Annotated in this window: 23 protein-coding genes and 1 pseudogene; 11 read left to right on the top strand and 13 right to left on the bottom strand. The window is 38.9% G+C overall.

Annotated elements, in window-relative coordinates; genetic code table 11:
- Positions 1–7: 7 nt before the first annotated feature.
- The 3 genes and pseudogenes from JYB62_RS18255 to JYB62_RS18265 form a co-directional block, all read right to left on the bottom strand.
- On the bottom strand, positions 8–1,426 hold the full coding sequence (locus JYB62_RS18255) for a sulfatase (RefSeq protein ID WP_205646839.1): 1,419 nt from the start codon (positions 1,424–1,426) through the stop codon (positions 8–10).
- A 101-nt stretch (positions 1,427–1,527) separates the two neighbouring features.
- Complete coding sequence (locus JYB62_RS18260) at positions 1,528–2,388, bottom strand: sugar phosphate isomerase/epimerase family protein (protein ID WP_205646840.1); 861 nt, start codon at positions 2,386–2,388, stop codon at positions 1,528–1,530.
- Positions 2,389–2,425: 37 nt separating this feature from the next.
- A pseudogene (locus tag JYB62_RS18265) lies at positions 2,426–2,575 on the bottom strand (GMC oxidoreductase); the annotation flags it as partial.
- Positions 2,576–2,751: 176 nt separating this feature from the next.
- Here JYB62_RS18265 and JYB62_RS18270 point away from each other — a divergent pair.
- Complete coding sequence (locus tag JYB62_RS18270; protein ID WP_205646841.1) at positions 2,752–3,852, top strand: glycoside hydrolase family 43 protein; 1,101 nt, start codon at positions 2,752–2,754, stop codon at positions 3,850–3,852.
- On the opposite strand, the gene JYB62_RS18275 is transcribed toward JYB62_RS18270, so the two are convergent.
- Both JYB62_RS18275 and JYB62_RS18280 read right to left on the bottom strand, forming a co-directional pair.
- The gene (locus JYB62_RS18275; protein ID WP_205646842.1) at positions 3,833–6,181 is read right to left on the bottom strand and encodes a patatin-like phospholipase family protein; all 2,349 of its coding nucleotides are present in this window, start codon (positions 6,179–6,181) and stop codon (positions 3,833–3,835) included. The two genes, JYB62_RS18270 and JYB62_RS18275, sit on opposite strands and share 20 nt — an antisense overlap.
- Positions 6,182–6,195: 14 nt before the next feature.
- The gene (locus JYB62_RS18280; RefSeq protein WP_205646843.1) at positions 6,196–7,617 is read right to left on the bottom strand and encodes an amidohydrolase; all 1,422 of its coding nucleotides are present in this window, start codon (positions 7,615–7,617) and stop codon (positions 6,196–6,198) included.
- A gap of 237 nt (positions 7,618–7,854) precedes the next feature.
- Between JYB62_RS18280 and JYB62_RS18285 the strand changes: the two genes are divergently transcribed.
- Complete coding sequence (locus tag JYB62_RS18285; RefSeq protein ID WP_205646844.1) at positions 7,855–8,844, top strand: c-type cytochrome; 990 nt, start codon at positions 7,855–7,857, stop codon at positions 8,842–8,844.
- A gap of 74 nt (positions 8,845–8,918) precedes the next feature.
- On the opposite strand, the gene JYB62_RS19945 is transcribed toward JYB62_RS18285, so the two are convergent.
- Genes JYB62_RS19945 through JYB62_RS20140 form a run of 3 tightly spaced genes read right to left on the bottom strand, consistent with a single transcriptional unit; the run spans position 8,919 to position 9,541 of the window.
- Positions 8,919–9,095: a DeoR/GlpR family DNA-binding transcription regulator gene (locus JYB62_RS19945; protein WP_243431631.1), complete on the bottom strand. Its 177-nt coding sequence runs from the start codon at positions 9,093–9,095 to the stop codon at positions 8,919–8,921.
- A gap of 54 nt (positions 9,096–9,149) precedes the next feature.
- Positions 9,150–9,371, bottom strand: coding sequence for a DeoR/GlpR family DNA-binding transcription regulator (locus JYB62_RS19950; RefSeq protein ID WP_243431633.1), 222 nt, complete (start codon positions 9,369–9,371; stop codon positions 9,150–9,152).
- 26 nt (positions 9,372–9,397) lie between these two features.
- Positions 9,398–9,541, bottom strand: coding sequence for a DeoR family transcriptional regulator (locus tag JYB62_RS20140; RefSeq protein WP_394369701.1), 144 nt, complete (start codon positions 9,539–9,541; stop codon positions 9,398–9,400).
- A gap of 304 nt (positions 9,542–9,845) precedes the next feature.
- Here JYB62_RS20140 and JYB62_RS18295 point away from each other — a divergent pair, with 304 nt between their 5' ends.
- The 5 genes from JYB62_RS18295 (at position 9,846) to JYB62_RS18315 (ending at position 15,557) form a co-directional block, all read left to right on the top strand.
- Complete coding sequence (locus tag JYB62_RS18295; RefSeq protein WP_205646845.1) at positions 9,846–10,511, top strand: N-acetylmuramoyl-L-alanine amidase; 666 nt, start codon at positions 9,846–9,848, stop codon at positions 10,509–10,511.
- Between the two features lie 200 nt (positions 10,512–10,711).
- A complete protein-coding gene (locus tag JYB62_RS18300) occupies positions 10,712–12,154 on the top strand; it encodes a glycoside hydrolase family 10 protein (RefSeq protein ID WP_243431635.1) in 1,443 nt (480 codons plus the stop codon).
- An 11-nt stretch (positions 12,155–12,165) separates the two neighbouring features.
- Complete coding sequence (locus tag JYB62_RS18305) at positions 12,166–12,654, top strand: GNAT family N-acetyltransferase (protein WP_205646846.1); 489 nt, start codon at positions 12,166–12,168, stop codon at positions 12,652–12,654.
- On the top strand, positions 12,641–13,906 hold the full coding sequence (locus tag JYB62_RS18310; protein WP_205646847.1) for an MFS transporter: 1,266 nt from the start codon (positions 12,641–12,643) through the stop codon (positions 13,904–13,906). Before JYB62_RS18305 ends, JYB62_RS18310 begins: the two co-directional genes overlap by 14 nt.
- Positions 13,907–13,994: 88 nt before the next feature.
- Positions 13,995–15,557 carry a glycoside hydrolase family 3 protein gene (locus tag JYB62_RS18315; RefSeq protein ID WP_205646848.1) on the top strand — a complete coding sequence of 521 codons (1,563 nt, stop codon included), beginning with the start codon at positions 13,995–13,997 and terminating at the stop codon, positions 15,555–15,557.
- Between the two features lie 78 nt (positions 15,558–15,635).
- Here JYB62_RS18315 and JYB62_RS18320 read toward each other — a convergent pair whose 3' ends face one another.
- The 5 genes from JYB62_RS18320 to JYB62_RS18340 all read right to left on the bottom strand — a co-directional run bounded on the left by JYB62_RS18320 (position 15,636) and on the right by JYB62_RS18340 (position 20,144).
- Positions 15,636–16,211 (bottom strand): DUF4142 domain-containing protein, encoded by a 576-nt coding sequence (locus JYB62_RS18320; RefSeq protein WP_205646849.1) that lies wholly within the window; start codon positions 16,209–16,211, stop codon positions 15,636–15,638.
- Positions 16,212–16,644: 433 nt separating this feature from the next.
- The gene (locus JYB62_RS18325; RefSeq protein ID WP_205646850.1) at positions 16,645–16,863 is read right to left on the bottom strand and encodes a hypothetical protein; all 219 of its coding nucleotides are present in this window, start codon (positions 16,861–16,863) and stop codon (positions 16,645–16,647) included.
- 150 nt (positions 16,864–17,013) lie between these two features.
- Positions 17,014–18,174: an aldose epimerase family protein gene (locus JYB62_RS18330; RefSeq protein WP_205646851.1), complete on the bottom strand. Its 1,161-nt coding sequence runs from the start codon at positions 18,172–18,174 to the stop codon at positions 17,014–17,016.
- A 39-nt stretch (positions 18,175–18,213) separates the two neighbouring features.
- Entirely contained in the window at positions 18,214–19,578 is a 1,365-nt protein-coding gene (locus JYB62_RS18335; RefSeq protein ID WP_205646852.1) for an amidohydrolase family protein, read from the bottom strand.
- An 86-nt stretch (positions 19,579–19,664) separates the two neighbouring features.
- Positions 19,665–20,144 carry a gluconokinase gene (locus JYB62_RS18340; RefSeq protein WP_205646853.1) on the bottom strand — a complete coding sequence of 160 codons (480 nt, stop codon included), beginning with the start codon at positions 20,142–20,144 and terminating at the stop codon, positions 19,665–19,667.
- A gap of 52 nt (positions 20,145–20,196) precedes the next feature.
- Here JYB62_RS18340 and JYB62_RS18345 point away from each other — a divergent pair, with 52 nt between their 5' ends.
- The 4 genes from JYB62_RS18345 to JYB62_RS18360 all read left to right on the top strand — a co-directional run bounded on the left by JYB62_RS18345 (position 20,197) and on the right by JYB62_RS18360 (position 26,247).
- Positions 20,197–21,651 carry a DUF294 nucleotidyltransferase-like domain-containing protein gene (locus JYB62_RS18345; RefSeq protein WP_205646854.1) on the top strand — a complete coding sequence of 485 codons (1,455 nt, stop codon included), beginning with the start codon at positions 20,197–20,199 and terminating at the stop codon, positions 21,649–21,651.
- Between the two features lie 236 nt (positions 21,652–21,887).
- Positions 21,888–24,215, top strand: coding sequence for a PIG-L family deacetylase (locus tag JYB62_RS18350; protein WP_205646855.1), 2,328 nt, complete (start codon positions 21,888–21,890; stop codon positions 24,213–24,215).
- 99 nt (positions 24,216–24,314) lie between these two features.
- Complete coding sequence (locus JYB62_RS18355) at positions 24,315–25,175, top strand: ROK family protein (RefSeq protein ID WP_205646856.1); 861 nt, start codon at positions 24,315–24,317, stop codon at positions 25,173–25,175.
- Positions 25,176–25,293: 118 nt separating this feature from the next.
- Positions 25,294–26,247, top strand: a complete 954-nt coding sequence (locus JYB62_RS18360; protein WP_205646857.1) for a carbon-nitrogen hydrolase family protein — start codon at positions 25,294–25,296, stop codon at positions 26,245–26,247.
- Positions 26,248–26,329: the final 82 nt, after the last annotated feature.

The following is a 26,329-nucleotide window of genomic DNA, read 5'->3' on the forward strand; positions in this document are numbered from 1 at the left end:
GTAAAGGCTATTTTCCCACAGGTAATCTAGCTCCCGTTTCTTCTAACCAATGTTCTAGCTTGCTTTGCAATTCCTCTGCAATGGCTTTTCGGGTAGAGATGACATTTACTTTTTCCTCCATGTCATAATTCAAATTGTAAAGTTCTCCTTCGCTTCCATCAAAATAATGGATCAGTTTATAACCCCCAGATCTCACAATAGCATAGGGGACAATATCATCCAAACGGTAATGGGGAAAATGCCAAAACAAATCCCGCTCCAGTTTTGATTGAGGATTCATCAGTGTTTCCTTCAGGGAAATGCCCTCCAAGCCATTCTGAACAGGATTTTCATCCATAAAATCCAATATGGTAGGAATCCAATCCATGGTGATAATTGGGTTTTCATTGATGACTCCTTCTGGCAGGGTACCGGGCCAACTCACAATGGTGGGGACTCTGATTCCGCCCTCGTAAGGATAACCTTTCTGCGATTTTAAGGGGTAATTATTGGTGATGTGATTATCATAATTCCCGATCAATCCACCATTATCCGAGGTGAAAACCACTAATGTTTGTTCCCTTAAACCTAATCGTTCCAGCTCCTGAATTACTTTTCCCACATTTTGGTCTACACTTTCTACTAAAGCAGCGTAGGTAGGATTTCGCTGGTTTCCTGGTTCTTTTTGTTTGTATTTCTCTACCAAATCCGGTTTACCCATGATTGGAGTATGTACCGCATAAGGAGCCCAGTGAATGAAGAATTTCTCATTTTTCTTAGCCTTCATAAATGATACTACTTCATCCCCTTCTCTGTCTGTCAAAAATTCACCAGTTTTCCTTGGTTTCAACGTAGTGATTTCATAAAACTTCCTTGGTTTTTCTGGAAGATAAGGATCGAAATAACTAGGGGGCTGTCCCAAATCATTCCCACCTACATTGACATCAAAACCTTGATCTTCTGGATAAAATCCCTCTTCTCCTAAATGCCATTTTCCGACATGCATGGTAGCATATCCCTTTGACTTCATCCTTTCAGCAATAGTCACTTCTTCCAAAGGCAAAAAGCCTTGAATTTTAGGGGTTTTTAAAGGTCTGCCTTCAAAGACTTCATATTCACCAGGTAAACCTGAGGTAGTTACTCCTTGAAATTTAGCGCGAATCCAATCAGTTATACCTAATCTGGCCGGATATTTACCAGTGAGCATGGCGGCTCTTGTCGGTGAACAAATCGCTGCTGCTGCATACGAATTTGTAAATAAAACCCCGTTAGAAGCAAGTTCATTGATATGAGGTGTTTCATAAAAATCACTGCCTAAGGGTTCAATATCGGCCCAACCCAAATCATCTACATGAATGATCAAAACGTTGAAATCTCTAGCTTCTTGGGCTAAAGAAGAAAAGGCATGAAAAACTAAAAGAGTGGCAATCAGTACTATTTTATTCATTAGGGTAAAATTTACCTAAAAGTAAAAATTCCGAGTGAAAACCCGGAATTCATGATTATTCTTTTCAAAGTCAGTATCAAAAACCTTTCATAAATACTCAGCTAGTACTTCAAGCTTTTTAAATAGGCAATACTCTTTGGGAGGTTCCCAAGCTCATGATCACTTTCGTCTTCAATAAACATATGTTTGATCCCAATCTTATTAGATTCTCTCAAAATCCCTGGGATATCCAATTCACCGGTTCCTAAGGGAACATCATTTTCCGAACCTGTCAATCCCGTCATATCTTTTGGAGTACCCTTCCTAAAATCTTTTAGGTGTAAGGACACCCATCTGTTTCCATACTTCTTTAATAAAGCAACAGGATCTCCCCCTCCAAAATGCGTCCACATGACATCCATTTGAAGAGAGACGTATGCTGGGTCCGTATTTTCAATGATGTAATCCAATAAAGTCCCATTTCCATAGGGTTGGAATTCATACCCATGAACATGGTATTTGAAAATAATCCCATTTTCTTTTAAGACTTTTCCTCCTTCATTAAAGGCTTTAATAGCCCGATCAGCATTGGCTTTTGTGAAATCTCCTTTATGTGGAATCCATGCACACATGACATACTTCGCTCCTAGAGCCTTCACCCGATCAGCTACCGCCTGAGGATCTTCCTCCAATTGTTCAAAACCAGTACCTGTGGAAGGAATACTTATTCCCCTTTCTGAACATAGTTTTTTGAATTCCTCTGGGGCACGTCCTGCCGTTCCACCTTCGTATTCTGTAAATCCCATTTCTTGGATGATATCTAAGGTATGCTCCACTCCTTTAGGAAATTCATTTCTAAAAGTATATGCGGCAATACCCAAAGGAGCTTGAAACAAAGGATCACCTTTTTTCCGGGCAAAGGAATCAAAAGAAATTGCTATCCCAATGAAGACAAGGATCAGCATAATAGGTTTATTTTTCATAAATCAATTTAAGTTCTTAAAAGTCAAAGGAAATAAATCAAAGGTTTTGTTTATTCAATTCTTCTACCGCATAGTTGGCAGCTCTTACTGTTAATGCCATCAAAGTTAAGGTCGGATTTTGAGTATGGGTACTAGTCATACAAGCACCATCTGTAACAAATACATTTTTGCAATGATGTAGCTGGTTCCTGAACCAATCACTATGGCAATATAAAAACAGACAATACTTTCTGTCGTTAAACCTTTGGATCAGTGGTCTTCCCAAAGATCTGTCTACCCCAGAACCCTTATTTGCTCATGGAATACTTGAAATATCTTTATTTCAATTTATCTTAAAGTCTTGATTTTCAAACCAACCTAATTATGAATAACCTATTTCGATTTTATTTAGCATTAATACTTGTATTCACCTTTGCCTCTTGCAATAAATCCACCAATCCTGCAGATTCGGTGGAGGAGATTCAGTCAGAAGAATCCACTTCCAAATACCTTTCCCAACCATTGATTACAGATCAATTCACCGCTGACCCTTCCGTGCATGTTTTTGAAGGGAAAATATATATCTATCCCTCCCATGACATCGAATCGGACGTACCTCAAGATGATTTAGGTTCCCACTTTAATATGATGGATTACCATGTGTATTCCATGGACTCTCCTACATCCTCTGTAGTGGACGAAGGAAAGATATTGGGTGTGGAAGATATTCCTTGGGCAAAGAGACAACTATGGGCCCCGGATGCTGCAGAAAAAGACGGGAAGTATTATTTATTTTTTCCTGCGAAAGATGAGCAGGATATCTTCAAAATAGGTGTGGCAGTGGCCGACTCACCAACTGGTCCATTCACTGCTCAGCCTGCCCCGATCAAAGGCAGTTATAGTATAGACCCAGCAGTTTTTGAGGACACTGATGGTGCTTATTACATGTATTTTGGAGGAATCTGGGGAGGTCAATTGCAAAAATATAGAAACAATAAATTTGATGACAAAGGCCCAGCTCCTACAGATGGAATTCCAGCAGCTGAGGAACCTGCTCTAGGTCCAATCATCGCTAAAATGAGCGAGGACTTATTGGAATTTGCTGAGACTCCCAAAGAAATCCAGATTTTGGATCAAAATGGAGATCCAATTTTGAGTAGAGACCATGAGAAAAGGTTCTTTGAAGCCGCTTGGGTTCACAAAAACAGTGGTAAGTATTATTTATCTTATTCTACAGGTGACACCCATTTCATTGCTTACGCTACTTCAGACAATCCTTATGGGCCTTTTACTTACCAAGGCATCGTGCTGAATCCTGTGGAAGGTTGGACAAACCATCATTCTATCGTAAAAGTGAATGGTGAATGGTATCTCTTCTATCATGACACCCAATTGTCTGGAGAAACGCATCTGAGAAATATCAAAATGACTCCTCTGACACATTTGCCTGACGGGTCTATTCAGACTATCGATCCGAATAATTAAAGGAGTATCCCAAAGAAATGTAAGACCTAAGTTGCTTATCTTGGGTATTACTTGATATCCCTACTGTTATAGGTCCAATAAAGGACTGGTATGTCAAATCAGCTCCATATCCTGCATATTGGTCATCACTAAAAACACTCTTGAGGTATTCATTTCCCTTATATGAATAGCTGGAACTAAATCCTAATACATTAACCCCAGCTCTAAGATAGATTTTTTTAAAAGGGACTACTTGAAGATCAAGTCCAGCCTTTAAAAAATTGGGGCTTTGTACTTCAGCGTAATTTAACCCCCAAAATTTAATATCATTGAATCGAATCGTTTGATATCCCCCAACTAAAAAGTCTTGGTGAACTTTTCCAGACGAACTAGTTAAAACAACTCCGGAGGCTATTTCAGGTCTAAACTGAAATTTCGGGCCTAATGGCAGAAATTTGGAATATTTAAAAAATAAAGATAGATAGGGATCTGGGTTGAAAATATCTGTCAATAGATCTAGTTGCTCTTTGGTGATAGGAATTTGCCCATTTTCAGTATCAATAAATAATGTATCTACCCCGGACCTCAAGTTAAAAGCCAATCGGTTATTAAAATGAAATTTACTTTCCACAATACCCTCTGCACCTCTGGTGGGGTAATTTCTGTTATCCTGTGAGTTTCGGAAATATCGAAACCTAACCGCCAAAGAGCTTTGTTTAGCATTTTTCAATCCATCAGAAATTCCAACATTAAAACGGAATCTTGATTTGGTCTCCTCATACATTGCTCCAATAGCAAAAGATTGTTTCAGTGAGCCAGTAGTCATTACTTGAGCCACTAATTTATTATTCCTGGCGATGACAACATCCAATTCTTCCCCCTCTTCATAATCAGGCAATTGTTGCCTAAGGAGATTTAATCGAACGTTAAAGGCCAAGTTATTTTCTTTTGAAAAATATTTATAATAATCTACCCTTGCTTTCGGGTTTTCCGAAACGTCGAGCAAAAACACCGTCCTGTTATTTCGCCCGATCAGGTCCCTTTTAGTAAAGTTAAATAGAATTCCAGCCGAAAACTGATTATCATAATGTACGGCCGTACTAATCAAGGATGAGGGTTTCTCTTTGAGTCTAATTTTCAGATTGTACCTATTCTCACCTAAAGGAATCAAGGTATAATCAACTTTGTAAAAGCCATTGATCCCATATACGCGTTCTATGCCATCTTCTAATTGGTCCCTGTTTACTTTCGAACCTTTTCTGATATTTAACTTTAATTGAAGTAGGTTATCAGAGAATAATTTATTCCCTACAAACTCGATGTCATTTACCAAAATCGGAGAGGGCTCGAAGCCCAAACCAGACATCACATCTTTTCTTCCAAGACTATCTGCCAACTGCTTGAAATCATCAAAATGAAGTTGACCAGCCTGATCTCCTAATTCTAAAATTTCCTTATAATTCCCAAAGCTACCTGTGGAATATTCTCCCAAATCAGGTTTGATGTAAATATCACATTCTTCAATCGCACCCTTTGTTTTTGCAAGTGATCTTGCCATAGCTACTTGCATCAAAATACCTCCAAAGCCACCAAGCTCATCTGCTTTTGAAAAATCTTCATCAGAAACATTTACTCCAATGATAATATCTGCACCCATCTCTTGGGCTATATCCACGGGGAAATTATTGACAACACCTCCGTCAACCACTTGAGTTGAGTCCAATGAAAATGAGGTAAAGGCAGTTGGAATCGCTATACTGGACCTTAGGGCATCGTGTAGATACCCTTTGTCAAAAATAATGGGTTCTCCAGTAGAGATGTCTGTTGCTATACATCTAAATGGGATGGGAAATTCATCAAAGCTTTTGTATTCATTGGCGGGCCAAGTGTAATAATGGAGAACTTCTGATAATTTTTGCCCCTCAATCAACCCAGAAGGAATGGATATTTTACCATCTTTTAATGGAAGCTCCAAGAGGTATCTATTGTAATACTCCTTTTCCTCAAAAGAGATGGAGTTGAATTCTACTCTATTGGAAATCAACAAATCCCAATCGATACTGAGAATAATTTTTTCTAGTTCATCCGCATTATATCCTAATGCATACAAGCCCCCAATTACCGACCCCATACTGGTACCCACCACATAATCGGGTCGAATCCCAGCTTTTTCTAAATATCGAATAACTCCAACATGAGCCATTCCCTTGGCTCCTCCACCACTCAAAACCAGACCTATTTTAGGTCTGGTTTCGTCCGTGGGAATTTGTTGAAAGGCAAGTAATTTACCTACAGAGAAATGAAAACAAATGATCGTGAAAAAAAGTAAACAAACTCTTTGCTTATTCATCTCTGTAATTTTAATTATTTTCTATAATCTAAAGGCGCACTTCGTTCTCCTGTTAGTGCCTCATATTTAAAATCAGCTCCTCTTCTTTGATCCAACTCAACCTTCGCTTTTTCAGCTATAGAAGGGTCTTTGAAAATATCAATCGCAGTCAAGGTAAGTGTTTTTGCCGCTACCATCATTCCTTTCTTACCAATACTAGTTCCTCCTGCGGCTACAGCCTGCCAGGTATGTGCAGAAGTACCCGGAACCCAAGTTGCCGTTCCTAATCCTGCAGTGGGAACTAGCCAGCTTACATCCCCAACATCTGTTGATCCTCCTGAACCTTTTTCATTTACTTCGAAAGGAGCAATCTTCTTGGCATCTTCCGGAGAAACTATCACACCAGCGGGATAAGTTTTAATGATATCTTCAGCAAACTTGGTTTCTTCGGCATTATATTCAACACCTCCTACTGCCTCAAGGTTTTTATGCATCACAGAAGCTAGTGTTTCGTTAGGAAGTAAATTATAAACCCCATTGATAATTTCATATTCCATTTTGGTTTGAGTACCTAAAGCAGCGCCTTCTGCAGCATCAATCATTTTAGCGAAAATTTCCTTTACTTTCATGGCATTAGGATGTCTTACATAATGATAAGACTCTGCAAATGCCGGCACCACATTAGGTGCTTCTCCTCCTCGAGTAATAACATAATGCATTCTGGTTTCCATTGGTACGTGTTCACGCATCAAATTCACCATAAAGTTCATGGCCTCTACGGCATCCAAGGCTGATTTGCCGCGATCAGGAGCTGCAGCAGCATGAGAAGCTTCCCCATAGAATCTAAATTTGGTAGAAATATTAGCCAAAGAGGAATTTGCACCTGCATTATTTGCAGAAGAAGGGTGCCAATGAAGCATGGCATCTACATCATCCATTATACCCGATTTTGCCATATATACTTTTCCCCCACCCCCTTCTTCAGCTGGAGTTCCATAAACTCTGATCGTACCTTGAATGTTATTTTCTATCATCCATTCTTTTGCAGCGATTCCTGCAGCCACGGAGGCAGTGCCAAATAAATGGTGTCCACAAGCATGACCTGCACCACCTTCTACAACTGGCTCACGGAAAGGAACTGCCTTTTGAGATACACCAGGCAAAGCATCAAATTCTGCCATGATTCCTATTACAGGTTTCCCTGAACCGTATTCCGCAACAAAGGCAGTTGGGATCTCAGCTACTCCTGTGGTAACTTTAAATCCAGCATCAGATAGCGTTTTTTGTAATAAAGCAGAACTCTTTGTTTCCAAGTATCCCAATTCTGCATAATCCCAAATCTGCTGGGATACTTCAGAATAAAAAGAAGCCTTTTCATCCAGTTTTTTCAGTACATCTTCCTGAGCATTTGCTATAAAAGCTAGGAATAAAAAACATAGGGTAATTAAATTTTTCATTTCTTAAGGGTTGTGGTTGATTTGATTCCGAAAATACGTATTGAATAGTAGAATAGTATGAAGGAACTACAGAAAGTGAAATTTCATTTTACCTCAATAAGTTGCTCTCTGCCGTTTCAGTACCTATCAATGAGGTTTTTAAACATTTCAAATGTATAAAAACGCTTTTCATGTTGTTGTTTTTTGTAAAAATTATTTTTTACATAATTTAATAATTACCAACCTTAAGCACTTTTTATGAAAAAACTATTTAAAATCATTGGATACCTCTTTGGTATCATTGTCATCTTTGTAATCGGGACTCTTGCATACCTTCAAATAGCATTTCCAAGCGTGGCCGAACCTGCAGAATTAAATTTAGAATACAGTCAGAATCGAATCGAACGAGGAGCCTACCTAGCAAACCATGTGACAGTCTGCATGGATTGTCACTCTACCAGAGATTTCTCACTATTCTCAGGACCTCCTGCAGACGGAACCATTGGGAAAGGAGGGGATAAATTTGATCATAGCATGGGATTCCCCGGCGTATTCTATGCTAAAAACATCACACCTACAGGCATTTCTGATTATACCGACGGAGAACTATACCGTGTGATCACTACAGGGGTTACCAATGATGGTAGGCCAATGTTTCCACTAATGCCCTATCTATATTATGGAAAAATGGATCCAGAGGATATTTATTCCATCATTGCGTATATCAGATCTTTAGACCCAATAGATTACCAGGTTCCAGATTCAAAGGCAGACTTTCCTGTCAATCTAATTTTGAGGACCATCCCAACAGAAGCTACTCCTGAAAAAATCCCAGATCCAAGTGATCAAGTAGCCTACGGAGCTTACTTGACCAATGCTGCTGGCTGTATTGAATGCCATACTCCAGTGACGCCTCAAGGTCAAATCATTCCAGAAATGGCATTTTCGGGAGGAAGAGAATTTGGCAATCCTGATGGATCTGTCTTAAGATCATCTAATATTACTCCAGATCTTTCCGGTTTGGCATCCTGGGATGAAACAAGATTTGTAAGGCAATTTAAACAATACCAAGACTCCGGATATGTTATCCCTAAAATTCAACCTGGAGAATTTAACACCATTATGCCTTGGACCATGTATTCAGGTATGGAAGAAGAAGATTTGAAAGCGATTTATGCCTACTTAAAAACTATAAAGCCAATTGCCAATCAAGTAGTGAAATTCACTCCAGCAATGGCTTCAGAATAAATTTTATGGAACTCATATTTAAGCTTCTGAAGATCTCTTCAGAAGCTTTTTTTACTAAAGTTAAATTTAAAAGGTCAGAAGGCATCCAAAAGTTGGTCCGAAGGATCCAACTCAGTAACAGTAGACATATCGGATGCTTTGTATTTTTGTACTGAATGTAATTTGTCAAAAACAGAAAGAATGACCCTCTTTTTTGCTGCACGTATCATGGCTTGTTTCACTTGAATAACCTCCCAATCAAATTCTATCATCCCATATTCGGCATCCAAATAACCAGTACCTAAAATACATTGGTCTACTCTGAGTTAAGACAAGGAATTCACCACCATGCCTCCCACTGCAAATTTGGCATCATGTAATAACTTCCCTCCTAAAAAAATCATTTCTACTACTGGATGCTCCAAAAACTCCATGGCCACATGAAGACTGGGAGTAAAAACAGTAAGCGGAAGTTTCTTTGGAATCATTTTCGCCACTTCCATGTAAGTGGTACCTCCACTTATTAAAATCACTTGACCTTCGGACAACAGGGAAACAGTCTTCTCTGCAATGGCTATTTTTTTGATTGTAAGTATACATTTCCTTCTTCCTTACGGAAATTCATAAATCCAAAAGAAGTGGCTCCACCATGGACTTTCTTTAATTTCCGATCCTTAGCCAGTTCCTTCACATCCCTTCTAATGGAAACATTAAGCATTCTGATAAATCCACCAACAATACCCGCTGATGAAGATTTACTTGATCTAAGATGAACTTTTACCTTTCCTCTTTTAGCATATTCTTTTTGGATTGAGGTCTTAAACTAGCTAGAGCTGCAAGACCATGCAAGATTATCAGGAATCTGAAAAATACAGCAAATAATTGCGCCTCAATACCCTGATTACCCTAATTTCCTACTAGTTTAGCTTACATATTTCGGCGATCAGCAATCATCCTTAAATTCATGTCAGAAATCCCGGTTCTTTAAGCAATATCTAATCCTAATTTCAAGTTTGATTATTATGAGACTTTTGAAGCAATTACCATTTTGTATACTCCTCATCGCCTCAATTTCCTGTAGCTCTAAATCTACTTTTCGAATCTTTGAAAAACCAATTACTTGGAATCAGGAGCGCGAAGAGCTTTCACTCAACTACTTGAAAGAAAGGCATGGCTTGGATCAAACAGAAGCCACTATCAATCCCACCATGGTGGTCGTTCATTGGACTGCTGTCAATTCCATTGAATCTACCTTTGATGTGTTTGATTCTCCTACCTTAGGAGGAAGAGCAGATCTTACCGGAGCAAGCAATCTGAATGTTTCGAGTCAATTTTTAATTGATCGGGATGGCACAATTTTTAGACTTTTACCAGAAACCACTTTTGCAAGGCATACCATTGGTCTAAATTACACCGCCATTGGAATAGAAAATATTGGTGGTCCAAATGACCCATTAACAAAGGAACAACTGAAAGCCAATGAAATGCTCATCCGGCATTTGAGAAAAAAGTATGAAATCGAGTATGTTATAGGTCATTATGAATATCAAAATTTCCAAGAAACTGACTTATGGAAAGAATATGACCCTGATTATAGAACTGTGAAAACAGACCCGGGAGTTGAGTTTATGGAAAAGCTTCGAAAAAACCTCTCTGACTTGAATTTGAAACCTATACCTTCGCTTTGATTACCTCGCGATTATTTATGCGGAACACCCATTATTTTCTTTACATTTTACTGATTTCCATCTTTGCTTTTGCTAGCTGTAAATCAAAAAAAATTGGGACTGATACTACTAAGAAAGAGTTACCCCGAACTTCAACCCCAAGCCCCAAAGACCAATTCCCAGAAAAGAAAACCTCTCCGATAGCAGTTCATTTGCAACCATTGAATTATCAATTACCGGAGATCCCTAGGGAATTTAGAGGAGTCTGGATCGCTACTGTGGCTAACATCGATTGGCCTACATCACCGTCAGATTCTTTTGCAAAGCAAAAAATTGACTTTCTAAAACTTCTAGACTACTACAAGTCCTTAAATTTCAATGCAGTCATTGTCCAGGTTCGCGCTGCAGGAGATGCTTTCTACCCAAGTAATCTCGCTCCATGGTCCAAATATCTAACCGGGAAAGAAGGAAAAGCCCCTGAAACTTCGGAAAATCCATTGACTTGGATGATTAAAGAAGCACATGCTCGAGGTATGGAGTTTCATGCCTGGCTGAACCCCTACCGCGCCACCTTTGATTTGAAAACAGAATTACTAAGTCCCTCGCATGATTATAATCTCCATCGGGATTGGATGCTGAAATACGGGACCAAATACTATTACAATCCGGGACTTCCTGAGGTCAAATCTCATTTAACTTCTGTCATCAAGGAATTGGTTACCAATTACGATTTAGATGCCGTTCACTTCGATGATTATTTTTATCCTTACAAAGTGGAAAATCAGTATTTTCCAGATATCAGTACGTTCAATCAATTTAAATCTCCAGGTCAAACTTTAGAAGATTGGAGAAGACAAAATATCAATGATTTAATTTTTGCTGTTCATAAGACTATTGAGGCTACTAAACCCTGGGTTCAATTTGGAATCTCCCCTTTTGGGGTTTGGAGAAATCAAGATAAAGACCCTAAGGGTTCCCCTACCAGGGCAGGGCAAACTAATTATGACGATCTTTTTGCGGACCCAATCACTTGGATGAAAAATGGGTGGATAGACTACTTGATCCCACAAGTCTATTGGAGCATGGACTATGAATTGGCTAGCTATAGAAAATTGAATGATTGGTGGTCAAACAATAGCCATCAAACGAATATTTATATAGGAAATGGTCCTTATAAAATCCGGGACAATGCAGATAAAGCTTGGGACAACCCTAGAGAGATTCCTGATCAAATTTCTTATACTAGAACCATTCCCAATGTACAGGGAAATGCCTTCTTCTCAGCCAAATCACTTTTGATCAAAAATCAGGACGTGGCTCAAACTCTAAAAAATGAGCTCTATCAAGAAACCACATTACCGCCAGCTTTCCAACCCAAAACTCCAGCCATTATTGACATCCCTTTGGTATTGGACATTACAGCAGATCAATTGTTGACAAAAATCCATCTGGAGAAGCCTTTGGACCCTGCGATACGCTATGCCTTAGTACAAGGAGCAAATGAGTTAGTCCAGCTTGCTGATTCAGAAATACACCCTGTTTGGGTAGGAGGAATGAGAGCAAGAGCATTAGAAGTTTCCAGTTTAAATACAAAGTATCTTGCCATAAGGTGGATAGATCATTACGGTAGAATAGTTCAAACGCAAGTCTACCAGGTACCTTAAAAAATTCTGCGATGAAAGATATGCTTGTCAGATTGATTGGATTACCGGATTGTTCCGATTTAGAAAAACAACTTGCCAAAAAGGAAAACATTGTCTTTCGTAGAGCCATCGCTCCGGAAAAGCATTTTGTCACTTCTTGGGTTTTAGATCATTTTAAAGCCTATTGGAAGTCAGAAGTAGAGGTTTCATTTTCCAGGCAACCAGTGAGTTGTTATCTAGCCCAAAGAGAAAATGAAATCCTGGGCTTTGCCTGTTATGAGGCTACAGCAAAAAACTTTTTTGGCCCAACAGGTACCAAAGAATCAGAAAGAGGAAAAGGAATAGGCAAAATACTTTTGATCAAATCTTTAGAGTCTCTTCGGGAAATGGGGTACATCTATGGAATAATTGGAGGAGTAGGGCCTGAAGATTTTTACCAAAAAACGGTGGGAGCCAAAGTAATAGATGGTTCAGAAATCAGTGTATATGAAAATTTGATTCGCAATAATGACACAAAATAAACCCAAAAACCCATGGCTTTGGATTCCTTCCCTTTATATGACCGAAGGGATACCCTACATTGTGATCATTGTAGTCTCCGTGATTATGTATAAAAAGCTTGGGGTTTCCAATAGTGACATCGGGTTGTACACCAGTCTATTGTATTTACCTTGGGTAATCAAGCCCATTTGGAGCCCTATCATTGATTTAATAGGTACCAAAAGAAAATGGTTTTTATACATGCAATTGGTATTGGCCTTGGTGTTCATCGGGGTAGGGCTCAATACATCTGGTACTTCGTTTTTCTTCATCTCTCTTGCTTTTTTCTGGATGGGGGCATTCGCATCCGCCACTAATGATATCGCTTCAGATGGGATGTATTTGATTGCCCTTAAACCCGATCAACAAAGCTTCTTTGTGGGACTGAGAGGGACATTCTATAGAATAGGTATGATCACCGGACAAGGCTTGATCGTCATTATTGCTGGGTATCTGGAGACAAGTTTGGGGGATAATAGTAAGGCTTGGTCCTACACCATGATTATAGTCGGGGGATTAATGTTGCTACTTACCGCCGTTAATTTTTTAACTACTCCAAGAGTAGAAGAGGAATCCAAGGATAAGATTAAAAAAGAAGCGAGTTTTGCCATGGTTTTCAGTACGTTTTTTACAAAAAAGAATATTGGAATTTCATTAGCCTTTGTCTTGCTGTATCGGTTGGGAGAATCTCAATTGGTAAAAATGGCCTCCCCATTTTTATTGGAAGGTCGACAAACAGGTGGATTGGGATTAAGCACTTCCGAGGTAGGTTTTCTTTATGGAACCATCGGGGTGATTGCATTATTATTAGGAGGGATCTTAGGAGGTATTGCTATTTCGAAAAATGGATTGGGAAAATGGATGATCCCTATGGCACTGTCTCTAAACCTTCCCAATTTACTTTACATCGCTTTGGCCCACTTTCAACCAGAAAACATCGTATTTGCTGGAACAGTCGTCGTCATAGAACAATTTGGATATGGATTTGGCTTTGCGGCTTATATGATCTTTTTGATTTATTTGGCGGAGGGGCTTTTTAAAACTTCTCATTACGCTTTAGCCACTGGATTTATGGCAATGGGAATGATGTTTCCTGGTATGGTTTCAGGATATATTCAGGAATGGTTAGGATACACAGGATTCTTTATTTGGGTTGGAATTGCGATGATTCCGGCCATAATCATGGCAAAATCCGTAAAATACCCTAAAGAGTTTGGGAAGAAAACGGAATAAAACTTTCTCCCAAACTTTCAACTAAAACCGGTAGATTTGAAATAAGCGGCTATCGAGTAAAAAAAGCACATAAACCTGAAATTGACGAATGAACCCCACGCTAACCAATAGGCAAAAAATAGCCCAGATTTTCTTCCCTGCGGCATTTATTCATGATACGGAAGAAAATCACCAAGCCTTGGAGAATCTGATCCGAAAGGAAGAAATAGGTGGATTGACCTTTTTTCATAGTCGTATTTCAGCTGCTGCCAACTTTGAGAAAAGACAGGAAGTTTTAAACGTTTCAGGTACTTTAGAAAAATTGGTAGAGCTCATCAACCGATATCAGGAGGCTTCCAACATCCCTTTAATCATATCCATTGATGGTGAATTTGGTTTGGCAATGCGGATCGAACAGACGCCTGCATACCCATTTGCCATCTCCTTGGGCGGAATTAGTCAAGAGGGGGAAAAGCAAGTAGAAGAGGTCCATTACAAAATGGGGCTTGATCTAAAAAGCGCAGGTATTCATCTTAATTTAGCTCCCTGCGCAGATGTCAACACCAATCCTTCCAACCCTGTCATAGGCTATAGGTCTTTTGGTTCTGACCCTAATTCCGTAGCTCGACTTGCCTTAGCTGCTTACAAAGGATTGAAAAAAGCAGGTATCGGGGCTTGCTTAAAACACTTTCCAGGTCACGGTGACACCCATGTGGATTCTCATTTAGGATTGCCTGTGGTAAATAAAACGAAACAGGAATTAGTAGCCGAAGAATTATACCCCTTTCAATATGGAATCGACCATGATGTGGAAATGATTATGGTAGGACATCTGGCAGTTCCAGCACTAAGTGGAAATATTGAAATTTCAGCTAGCATCAGTCGGGATATTATTACTGATCTGCTGAAAAACGAAATGGGATTTAAGGGATTGGTAATCTCTGATGCATTAAACATGAAGGCAGTAGCCAATCTTTTCCCCAATCCAGGTCAATTAGAATGGGAAGCTTTTCAGGCAGGAAACGATATTTTATGCTTTTCTGATCATGTCAAAGAAGGAATTCAATTTATTTTAGAAAGAGGCAAAAAAGAAGATATTGAAAGTGCCTATCAAAAAATCCAGGACCTGAAACAGCAATTGGGAGTGTTGGAACGAAAAACCATTGAGGTTCCCAATTTCAATTGGGAAAATCATGACAAGTTCATGGAGAAGCTTTCAAAAGAATTCCTTTGTCAACTAGAAGGAGAAATCAACCCCATTAAAATCAGAGATTTGGGGGAATCAGGTAATTTAGGGCTTCGTTCCTTCCCATCTGGTCCTACTACGACTTTTGAAACTTTATTACATGAAGCTTTCGGCAGAAATCTTGCGGAAATCTCCGATAAAAAATCTGAGCTCTTGATTATCCCTGTTTTTGTTCCATCTGCTAAACCAATGAACCATTTTGGGCTGGATAAAAATGATCTGGAGGAAATTCAGCAATTGGCACATGAAAAACCGAGTATTTTGTACCTCTTTGGAAACCCCTTGGCATTACGGCAATTTGGAGATCTATCTATCTACTCAAGCGTAATCCTAGCCTACCAATCCTTCGATGCCACCCAACGAGTCGCGGTAAAGCATTTAATGGGAGAATGGAAAGCAATCGGAAGACTCAGTGTAGACCTTTAACAAAATCTAATTGTAAAGAAGAATAAAGGTCCTCAAAAACTTTCTGAGGACCTTTTTTAATTGTTAAGGAAGCTAATTTTACAATCCTTCCAGACCAATTTCAGCTTTTACCAAAATGGCTTCCGCTTTATGATCTTTGACTATTGCCAGGTTTTTTTCGGCATAACCTGAAATGGTGAAATTCTCTCCATTATCAATTTGATTTTTATACATGGACATGGAGTTATTTAATAAATCGATTTGAAAATTGATAAACTCCTTATCAAATTCCTCTCCTTGGAGCGCAGCCAATTCGTCATATCTTGCTTGCATTTCAGAAGTAATTCCATCTGAAATTTCCACTTTCTTGCCATCTGCTAAGGCTTCCAACTCTGCTTTACTATTTGTATTCGAATCTGCAATCAGTTGAGCATATTCCAATACAGAATCATCTTCCCCATTTTCCAAGGCCAATTGCCCAAAACTGATTTGTGCATTAGCCTGCTGAGATGCTGAAATAGCAAAGTTCATATCCTGCTGACTGACGGTATCCACAATTGGTTCATCATCCTCATTATTGCAGGATGACAATCCTCCAATAGTAAATGCGGCCATCAATACGGCTCCTGACACTCTTAGCCTGTTCACTGTAGTTTTTTGAAAATTGATTTTCATAGTTAGTATAGTTGGTTATTTGTTACCCATTCTACTTACAATACCTATACCTAACCCCTAATTGCCATTTACAGGCGATAATCAATTTTTGTCATGGGTATTAATTGTTCATAATGTAGAAACAATTGCGCTATTCATCCATTTCTCCAACTCAGCCCTCCATGATTTCCCAAATCTCAAAAGCAATATCATCCAGTTCCTCTTCTCCTTCACTTACTTTGACCAAAATTCTATTGTTTGGCTAAGCAATTTGAATTATAACTGAAGGCGATTTCTTTTCAACTTTCCCTTGAAACACTCCTCTTTCTAACAAAGGGATAAACCGTTCATTTGGCCCGGAGTAAACCACTGTGGTAACTTTTGGCTTATATAGAATTCTCTTGATCAAATTAAATTCCCGGTCATTTTTCAGAAGCAGCAAATAAGTCTGACCTCAAATATTCCCATCTGCTCCGAGTCCCATCGTCAAAGCAGAGGAAGAATAATCATTGGATCCTTCTCCTCTTCTGACTTTACTGATAATAATTTTACCCTGGGCATCAAAAATTGCCAACCCCACACCATCGGAGCCTTTATCGACATAGCCAAGACAAACATCTTTGACAGGATCATAATCTCGAATACCAACAGGTACCAGGATCTCAATTTCCAAATCAGCAACTTTTTTTAATTGGATTTTTTTGGGCTAATCCGGATAGAGGTAAAAAAATAGCATCCATGACAAATGCTAGTAGTGTTCGCTTGTTTTTAAATGGGGTATTGTTTTACCCATTAAACTTACTAAAAACCTCTAAACCATCAACTAATTTTTTGCTTGCTCTTTGACTTCAAACCGGTACACAATTTCGTGAACATACTTTTCCCCAGGAGCCAAGGAAGCAGTAGGAAAGCTGGGTTTATTAGGGCTGTCAGGCCAAGTTTGTGGCTCTAGGCAAAATGCCCAAAATGGTTGATACACTTTTCCATCAGCCCCCTTAAAATCCCGCATTCCATTGGCCGTATAAAATTGAACACCAGGTGCCGTGCTAAATACTTCCATCACTCGACCGGTCTCCGGATGCTTTACTTTTGCAATTCCTATCAAATCCGAAGAGTTTTCTTTTTTGGTCACAAAATTATGATCATATCCACCTCCATTCAATTCCATTTGGTCCCCTAGATTTTTTGGGGTTTGAAAATCCAAAGGAGTATTTTCCACATTCAGTAAATTTCCTGTAGGAATCAATTGATCATCTGTCTCTGTATAAGATTGTGCAAAAATCTGTATTTCATGATCCCTCACGTCCCTTGTGATCCCTCCTAGATTGAAATAACTATGATTGGTCAAATTCACGACTGTTTTTTGATCGGTAGTAGACTCAAACCTGACTTTTAATTCATTATCAGCGGTCAATTCCATGTACAACCAAGTATCTAGATTTCCGGGATAACCTTCTTCTCCATCTTTGCTTAGATAATACATCTTGACACCAATCGATTGATCGGTATCATAGGATTCAGCATCCCATACTTGTACCCCAAAACCTTTTCTTCCGCCATGCAAATGATTTTCTCCAAGGTTTTTGGTGATCTCATAAGTCACTCCATCCAGATCAAATGAGGCCCCTCCGATTCTATTGGCATAACGTCCGACTGCCGCACCTAAATAAGGCCCATTTCCTGTAAAATATTGCGGAATGCTATCCAATGCCAATACTATATTTTCTAAATTCCCATCCTTATCAGGAACAAGTATCCTTGAGATAATTCCTCCAAAATTGGTCATTTGAACCTGCATGAATCCATTATCCAAATCGTACTTGAAAACACCCTTGCCTTCCCATTCCCCAACTTTTTCCACTTTCATTTCAAAGTTTATATTTTTAGCCTCCTCCATTTCAGTTTGGTCTGTGGGTTTATTGTGACAGGCAATTATCAATACAAATACTACCAGCCAGTAGAATTTATTTATTATTCGATGCATGGATTTTGTTGGGTTTGGGTAAATAGGAACTATTTGAATTTATCGTTGATGGTTAGACTCGATTTTGGCCAACTCCTGATCTAACCTGTTTCTATCATAATACGCTCCTTTCATCATCACCCCGATGGGCATTTTCAAGGTTTCTAAATCTTCCAATGGGTTCCCCTTTACCATCACAAAATCTGCTGAGGCTCCTTTTTTGATCACTCCCCATTGGCCTTCCTCCTCGAAATACAATGCAGGATTGACGGAGCCAGATTTTAGAATTTCATAATTTGACATGCCTGCTTTTGACATCAACTCGATTTCATGATGTATGGAAAATCCAGGGACATTGAAAACCTGTGGGGAATCTGAAGTCATTAAAATTGGAACTCCAGCTTGATGCAAAATCATCAATAATTTGTTTCGAAAATCCAGATAAGGTTGCACATTTTCCTTAGTCAAAATTCCAGCTTCCTCATAGGGAATTTTTGCATTGATCCAGTTCTGCACTTGGGCGGCAGACATGTATTTCATTTCAGGAATATTTCTGTATTCTTCCGCGGGCTTTGATCCAAAATACCGATCAAATAAGGTCAAAGTAGGTGCTATCCAAACCTTATGGTCCAAGCTCAATTGAACAAGTTCAGGAAGTTTACCCATATCAGCTTCTCCTACCAACAGCATGGTAAAAGGACCAGCCTTCTTAGAATCAAAAACTTTAGAATAGTCAGGCAATAAGGCTTCCACATACCCATCCATATGCTCAATGGATTTATATCCATTTTCCAAACTGGCTTTAAGCCCAACATCTAAGGAAACATGCCCTCCAAATGGAATATCCAATTCCTTCGCAGTTTTTGCGATGGCCAAAAATTCATCCATCTCTAATCCTGGATGGAGTTTCAGATGATCATATCCTGCTGCTTTTTCATCTCTGACCATTTGTGCAGCTTGTTCCGGAGATGAAACAGAACCTCCGCTAAATGAGGGGCCTGAAAGAAATAATCGAGGGCCTGGTAAAGTTCCTTCTTCAATCCTAGCCTTTAAAGGCAAGTGTGAAGCATGCCCGATCATTCCTCGAACTCTTAATACCCCATTTGCCAGATAAAGCCACATAGCTTCCTCTTGTAATTGCGTATTTCCATTTTGAGCCACTGGAATATGGGAATGAAACTCTGCAAGTCCTGGATATACGTATGCTCCATTTCCTTCAATTACTTTTTCAATGGGACGTTTAGACACTTCAATCATAGGAATAACATCCACAATTTTCCCATTCTCTACTAGAATCGCCTGATTTTCCAAGATGGAATCATCTTCCATCCTAAGCACATGGACATTTTGAATGACCTGAACTTGAGCGGTGGTGTACGTAAGGGGTAAAAGACAGATTGCAAGAAATAAAGCAAGATGTTTCATAGCAGGTTAGATTGGATTCACAATTAAGTTCGTGTATTCAAAAATTGTATGCAACTCTTTTTATTCCATTGAGACCAACGGCTTTTCTAATCATGAATGTAAGCGATTGCTTCTTCAATCATTTTTTCTGGGGTATTGGCAATGGACAATTTGAGCCCAAAATCTGGTTCTTCCCAGGTAGCAATCTGAGAATCTAGCATACTTGCTTTCATGTAATGGTTTTTCCTGGCCAACATCCGTTCCCAAATCAAATCCCTATCCCCTTCCAGATGTATCCATTTTACCTGATCATTCACCTGTAAAATATCCCGGTAGGATTGCTTCAAAGCAGAGCAAGCCAAAACAGCTCCTCCAGATTTTTCAGATTCTTCTAATTGATTTGCCAAAGCTTGAAGCCAAGGTAATCGGTCCTCATCATCCAGAGGAAAGCCATTACTCATTTTTTCTATATTCTCAAGAGGATGGAAGTGATCTGCATCAAAAAATGGTAAATTGAAATGATTTGAAAGGCCTTTTCCAATGGTAGTTTTACCTGTACCTGAAACTCCTGTAACGATAATTAGCATAAACCCAAGTTAGGAAAATTAATTATTTTCAAACCTTCAAAATTTTTACAAAATGGATTTTTCCGCTCCTGTTGTCACTGACCATTTTTACTCAAAAAAAGTAAGTGATCTTCACTTTCGAAACTTAAGGTTGGCCTCACCAGAAACTCCTGTTTTTGAATGTGCAGCCAAAATGGCCAAGGAAAAAGTGAGTTGCTTGTTTATAGGAACATCCCCAGACCAGATCGTAGGATATGTTACAGATATTACATTAAGAGACCAATTACTTGCAAAGCAACTGTCCGCAACCATTCCTGTTTCAGAAATTATGGAGTCTGATATGGTAACGATCAGCCCAAAGGAATATTTGGTAGAAGCCTTGATGTTGATGTTCCGAACCAAGTCCCGCTATTTATTGGTGGAAGAGAAGGGGAATTATGTGGGTTGGATCAGTAGAACAAAAATACTGACCGAACAATCCCAAGGTCCTTTCATGTTTATCCAATCTGTAAAAGAGGCAAGACAAATTCCGGAACTTGCAGAAAAATGGAACCGAATGCCTGAAATTATTCACCTCCTTTTGTCCAGAGGAATGAAAGCAGGGATCGTCAATCAAATCATCACTACGGTAGTAGACACCATTGCCCAGAGAGTTATTGAGCGGGTATTTAAGGAAATTGGTCCTGCTCCAGCAAAATTCGTGTTCTTTGTTTTGGGCAGTGAAGGTCGAGGAGAATTGACTTTGAAGACCGATCAGGATAATGCGATTATATATGAAGATAAAGCCAACGAACACCGGGAAGAGGTCAGGACATATTTTTTGGATTTTGCTACCCGGGTTTCTACGGCATTGAATGAAATCGGAATCGTCTTCTGTGAAGGAGAACTGATGGCCATGAATCCTAAATGGACACACTCCCTCTCCCATTGGAAAAGAAATTATGAAAGTTGGATTCAGGATGCCTCCCAAGAAACAGCGATGAATTACGCTACTTTTTTTGATTGCAGAGCGATCTATGGAGAAAATTCATTGCTGGAAAACCTCAAAGAATACATGGATTTCCAACTTCAACAAGCCCCTGAGAAATTTTACATCAACTTAGGGTACAATGCTCTCCAATACGAACCTCCCATTACTTTTTTCAGAAAAATTAAAACCGAAACCATTGATGGAGAAAGGCAGGTAAATTTAAAACAGATCATGCGCCCTATAGTAGACTTGGCTAGAGTCTATGCCTTAAAATATCGAGTTTTTGAAACAAACACCAATCGAAGGATTGAGCTCCTTAGAGATAAAGGAGTTTTCTCAGATAAAGAGGCCCAAGAATTAATTCATGCATTTGATTATTTGATGGCACTTCGATTAGAAAATCAATCTCACTTGATCCTAGAAAAGAAGGAAAAACCAAAAAACTTTTTAATTATCGATCAAATCACAAAAGTTCAGTCCGTCACTCTTTTGGAAATTTTTAAGGTAATCGAAGAATTCCAAGCCAGAATCAAATTGGCTTTTACTAGGTCTTTGTAGAGAAACACGAATACTTTTATAAAATTTTTATTAAAGTGCTTTTTATTCAAAAACTTTTTTTAAATTTGTTTAGTAAGAGATTGAATAATCCAATCTACTACACACCAAATTTTATTTTTAAATAATAAGTCAAATCAAAGTTATCACGATTCACACTTACGTTTAACTGAATATTATTTGGATTTAAATGAATATAATTTTATTATTCCCAACTATACCTAACCTGTTCTAATAGCATGCTAAGTAAGTACCCACTTTCAGAAGTAGAAAAAAGTTTTCTAAAGGAATCCGGGATTGAGAAAATCAGCACTCTTATTCCCTATTTAACCGTTGATAATTTCCCGAAACTTGGTTTGCTAACTGCATGCCGTTTTCTAGAATGGGTTTCTGAAAACCCAAAAGGAGTTATCAGCTTACCCACTGGTAAATCACCAGAATTCTTTATCAAATGGACTCAATTCTTATTGGACAATTGGGATAACAAAAAAGGTAAAGATGTTCGAGAGAAGTATGGATTAGGAAACTGCAAAAAGCCAGTTTTAAAGGATTTGACATTTGTCCAAATTGATGAGTTTTATCCAATCTCTTCTGAGCAACAAAATAGTTTCTATCACTATGTAAATAAATTTTACATAGAGGGATTCGGTTTAGCAAAAGAAAACGCAATATTGATCAACTCTGATGAGATTCCTTTGGCGAAAGGATTAACCTATAAAGAGGTATTCCCAGACTTGAAAGTAGATTTATCTCTTAGATTCAGAGATCCAGAAAATGATCTAGAAAAACTTCAACAAGAATCGATCTATTTAATCGATAAATGGTGTGGAGATTATGAGCAAAAAATCAGAGATAAAGGAGGTATAGGTTTCTTCCTAGGAGGAATTGGTCCTGATGGACACATTGCTTTTAATACCAGAGGTTCCCATATTTTCTCTGTCACTAGATTGACAGAAACCAACTTTGAAACTCAGGCAGTAGCTGCGGGCGACTTGGGAGGTATCGAAATATCTGCTAACAGACTGGTTATCACCATTGGTTTGGACACCATTGTGTACAACCCAGAAGCAGTGGCGATTATTATTGCTGCAGGTGAAGCAAAAGCAGGAATTGTAAAAGATTCACTAGAAACCCCATTGGACAACGTTTTCCCTGGAACAGTTCTTCAAAAGCTTAAAAACGGAAGGTTCTATCTAACCAAAGGAGCTGCCGTCAAATTAACTGACTCCGTAGATGCTTATTATGAAAAAGGAGAATGGACTTGGGAGAAGACTGAAAGAGCGGTAATTGACCTATGTAAGAAAATTGGAAAATACGGACATCGAGTGAAGCTTTCTGACCTGAAAGCTGACAAATACACTCGAATGATCCCTGAACTTTCTGAAGATACAGTAAACCAGGTCATGAAAAGTACGGAGGCGAAGTTAGCCAAAGGTCTGGAACAAGAGACAGACGAAGTATTACTTCATACCGGTCCTCACCATGACGATATCTCATTAGGGATCTTACCACATATCACGAATCAGCTTCATGAGCCGACTAATGAAGCCCATTTCTCAGTATTGACTTCAGGTTTTACTGCTGTAACCAACACCTTTGTAATAGACACCTTACAGCAAACCAAAAAATTATTGGATGAAAATAGGATCCAGATGGTTAATTTCGAAGACTTCTTTGAAATTGGGTATAGTCTAAAAACAGATAAAGATGTCTATCATTTCTTAACCAATGTGGCATCAGAAAGAGCTGATGAAAGAGTACGAGGTCTATGCCACAGAGTGGTTAGAGCATTGGTGATTGTATTTGGAGTAAAAAACACCACGCAGTTAAGAGAAACCATCAATGAAGTAATTAGCATTTTGAAAAACAGCTATGATGGAGAGAAAAACCCATCTAAGATTCAAAAGCTAAAAGGAATGATCCGTGAGTTTGAAGAGGAATTAGTATGGGCCCACTTTGGGGTTCAAGTTAAAAATGTGCATCACTTAAGACTTGGATTCTACACTGGGGATATTTTCACAGAACAACCGGACAAAAAGCGAGACGTAGAACCGATCGTGGAAATGTTCCGAAAAATCAATCCAACAAAGATTAGTTTAACACTCGATCCTGAAGGTTCTGGTCCTGACACCCACTATAAAGTATTACAAGCGACTGCAGAAGCTGTTCGCCAATGGGGAGAAGAAAAAGATATCAGTAACTTGAGGATTATTGGTTACAGAAACGTTTGGTTTAAATTTGAACCTCATGAGGCTAATGTAATCGTACCAGTTTCACTTGGAGACATGTCCGTCATGGAAGATTCCTTTGCAAACTGTTACTTAAGCCAAGTAAACGCTTCGTTCCCAAGCTATTCTCACAATGGGAAATTCAGTACAGTCGCCAAAAGAACCTGGGTTAACCAACTGAATGACATACAGTTGCTATTGGGTAAAAATTACTTCTATCAGCATGAAAGAGCTAAAGTTAGATCTAGTCATGGTTTGATTTTCTTTAGAGACATGAACGTAGAAGAATTCCTTGCAACTGCAAGAGAGCTTGAAAAATCAATCGAAGGCATGCTTTAATTAGCCCTGCCTTTAAACTTAAAGCCATAAGGAATGTTACTGATGCATCAATAACATTCCTTTTATCAAACCTTAAACCAAAACAGTAAACCAAATCGAATGGAAAAGGCCATTTTGGGATTGGACATCGGAGGCACAGGCATAAAAGGTGGTGTATTGATCAAAGGACATCTAGAAGATATTCGGTCAATACCAACCCCTGCTGATCAAGATAAAGATCATATATTAGAAACCATTGCCATGTTTATCGAATCCTATTTACATCATGATATTGAAGGTATTGGCATAGGAATCCCTGGTTTGGTAAATGTTGATGAAGGAATTGTACTCGGTCTTGCAAACATCCCGGCATTTCAGCATGTAGAATTGAGAAAATTTGTTTTCCAAAAATTCGGAAAACCTGTTTTCATAAATAATGACGCAAATTGCTTTGCCCTGGGAGTTCATAAGTATGGTGTTGGAAAGAAGTTTAAAAATCTGGTTGGCATTACACTAGGTACAGGCGTAGGTGGAGGTATCGTGATCAACGGACAACTTTACAGTGGAGTCACTTCTGCTGCTGGGGAATGGTGCAGCGCTCCTTACTTAGATAATAATTATGAATTTTATTGCAGTGGCAAATTCTTTCATAATTTCTATCACCAGAAACCCAAAGCCCTTGCAAAGCTAGCCATGGCAGGAGACAAGAACGCCATCAAAGCCTTTGAAGAATATGGACATCATTTAGGAGAGCTCATCAAGCATATATTATATGCATTAGCCCCTGAAGCCATCGTACTTGGCGGATCAATCAGAAAATCATATCCTTTGTTTAAGGATTCTTTATATAAAACATTATCCACATTCTTGTACCCTACTGTACTTGAAAATTTACAGATTCTTCTTTCAGAACTAGACGAAACAGCCATTCATGGTGCTGTTGCACTAGTAGATGTAGAGCCTGAAGTGGTAAATAGTTAGTTAATAAGTTGGTTTAGATAGATAAAAATGCGGCCCAAAAATGGGTCGCTTTTTTTGTTTTGATCAATTTCAATGTATTTAAATTGCTATTCTATTAATTTCATGCAAACACTTTCACATGAAAAATTCTTTGACAGTAGCCTTGGCACAAATTGCCCCTGTTTGGTTGGATAAACATAAAACCTTAGAAAAAGTAAAGTCAGCAATCCTAGAAGCTGCAGAGAATAAATGTGAATTAGTCATTTTTGGAGAGGGACTTGTTCCAGGATATCCATTTTGGTTATCCATCACCAACGGATCAGCTTGGGATAACCAAACCCAAAAAGAAATTCATGCTCATTACTTGCGAAATGCAGTTCAGATAGAATCAGGAGACCTTATTGAGATCCAAGAACTTGCAAAAACATATGGAATAGCTGTCTATCTAGGAATTATCGAAAGACCAACCGACCGCGGAGGACACAGTATCTATTGTAGTTTGGTTTATATCGACCAATACGGTGAAATCAAATCGGTACACCGAAAACTTCAACCCACCTATGAAGAAAGATTGACTTGGGCTCCAGGAGATGGCAATGGTCTTCAGGTACACTCTTTAAAAGAGTTTACAGTGGGAGGACTTAATTGCTGGGAAAACTGGATGCCTTTAGCTAGAACAGCACTTTACGGATTGGGAGAAAACCTTCACATTGCAGTTTGGCCGGGGGCTGTAAGAAATACAGAAAATATTACCAGAATGATCGCCCAGGAAAGTAGATCTTTTGTTATTTCAGTATCCAGCTTGATGAGATCAACAGACTTTCCAAAAGAAACCCCACACCTGGAAACCATATTAGAAAATTCCCCAGAAATCTTGGCAGACGGAGGTTCTTGTATTGCAGGTCCAGATGGGAAATGGATACTTGAACCGGTTCCCCTTCAAGAAGGCCTCTTGATTGAAACATTGGACTTTAACCGAGTATTGGAAGAAAGACAAAACTTTGATCCGGTTGGACACTATTCCAGACCTGATGTTTTACAATTAGAAGTAAATAGGAAAAGACAGAGTTCAGTCAATTACAAGAAGGAATAGCCTCCTTATCCTCAACCCTTGTCTGAGAAAAGACTGAGCTTAAAGCCTCATACATAGAAACTTAACTGACAATAAATCTGAA

The organism is Algoriphagus lutimaris (genome assembly GCF_017051705.1).
Classification (GTDB): domain Bacteria; phylum Bacteroidota; class Bacteroidia; order Cytophagales; family Cyclobacteriaceae; genus Algoriphagus; species Algoriphagus lutimaris.

Excerpts from the sequence above, each read along its gene's own strand:
- JYB62_RS18285 (WP_205646844.1), top strand. The coding sequence starts at position 7,855 with ATGAAAAAACTATTTAAAATCATTGGATACCTCTTTGGTATCATTGTC.
- JYB62_RS18320 (WP_205646849.1), bottom strand. The coding sequence starts at position 16,211 with ATGAAAATCAATTTTCAAAAAACTACAGTGAACAGGCTAAGAGTGTCA.
- JYB62_RS18335 (WP_205646852.1), bottom strand. The coding sequence starts at position 19,578 with ATGAAACATCTTGCTTTATTTCTTGCAATCTGTCTTTTACCCCTTACG.
- JYB62_RS18260 (WP_205646840.1), bottom strand. The coding sequence starts at position 2,388 with ATGAAAAATAAACCTATTATGCTGATCCTTGTCTTCATTGGGATAGCA.
- JYB62_RS19945 (WP_243431631.1), bottom strand. The coding sequence starts at position 9,095 with ATGATAGAATTTGATTGGGAGGTTATTCAAGTGAAACAAGCCATGATA.
- JYB62_RS18310 (WP_205646847.1), top strand. The coding sequence starts at position 12,641 with ATGACACAAAATAAACCCAAAAACCCATGGCTTTGGATTCCTTCCCTT.
- JYB62_RS18355 (WP_205646856.1), top strand. The coding sequence starts at position 24,315 with ATGGAAAAGGCCATTTTGGGATTGGACATCGGAGGCACAGGCATAAAA.
- JYB62_RS18340 (WP_205646853.1), bottom strand. The coding sequence starts at position 20,144 with ATGCTAATTATCGTTACAGGAGTTTCAGGTACAGGTAAAACTACCATT.
- JYB62_RS18255 (WP_205646839.1), bottom strand. The coding sequence starts at position 1,426 with ATGAATAAAATAGTACTGATTGCCACTCTTTTAGTTTTTCATGCCTTT.
- JYB62_RS20140 (WP_394369701.1), bottom strand. The coding sequence starts at position 9,541 with ATGCTTAATGTTTCCATTAGAAGGGATGTGAAGGAACTGGCTAAGGAT.
- JYB62_RS18345 (WP_205646854.1), top strand. The coding sequence starts at position 20,197 with ATGGATTTTTCCGCTCCTGTTGTCACTGACCATTTTTACTCAAAAAAA.
- JYB62_RS18275 (WP_205646842.1), bottom strand. The coding sequence starts at position 6,181 with ATGAATAAGCAAAGAGTTTGTTTACTTTTTTTCACGATCATTTGTTTT.
- JYB62_RS18350 (WP_205646855.1), top strand. The coding sequence starts at position 21,888 with ATGCTAAGTAAGTACCCACTTTCAGAAGTAGAAAAAAGTTTTCTAAAG.
- JYB62_RS18315 (WP_205646848.1), top strand. The coding sequence starts at position 13,995 with ATGAACCCCACGCTAACCAATAGGCAAAAAATAGCCCAGATTTTCTTC.
- JYB62_RS18280 (WP_205646843.1), bottom strand. The coding sequence starts at position 7,617 with ATGAAAAATTTAATTACCCTATGTTTTTTATTCCTAGCTTTTATAGCA.
- JYB62_RS18270 (WP_205646841.1), top strand. The coding sequence starts at position 2,752 with ATGAATAACCTATTTCGATTTTATTTAGCATTAATACTTGTATTCACC.
- JYB62_RS18305 (WP_205646846.1), top strand. The coding sequence starts at position 12,166 with ATGAAAGATATGCTTGTCAGATTGATTGGATTACCGGATTGTTCCGAT.
- JYB62_RS18330 (WP_205646851.1), bottom strand. The coding sequence starts at position 18,174 with ATGCATCGAATAATAAATAAATTCTACTGGCTGGTAGTATTTGTATTG.
- JYB62_RS18295 (WP_205646845.1), top strand. The coding sequence starts at position 9,846 with ATGAGACTTTTGAAGCAATTACCATTTTGTATACTCCTCATCGCCTCA.
- JYB62_RS18360 (WP_205646857.1), top strand. The coding sequence starts at position 25,294 with ATGAAAAATTCTTTGACAGTAGCCTTGGCACAAATTGCCCCTGTTTGG.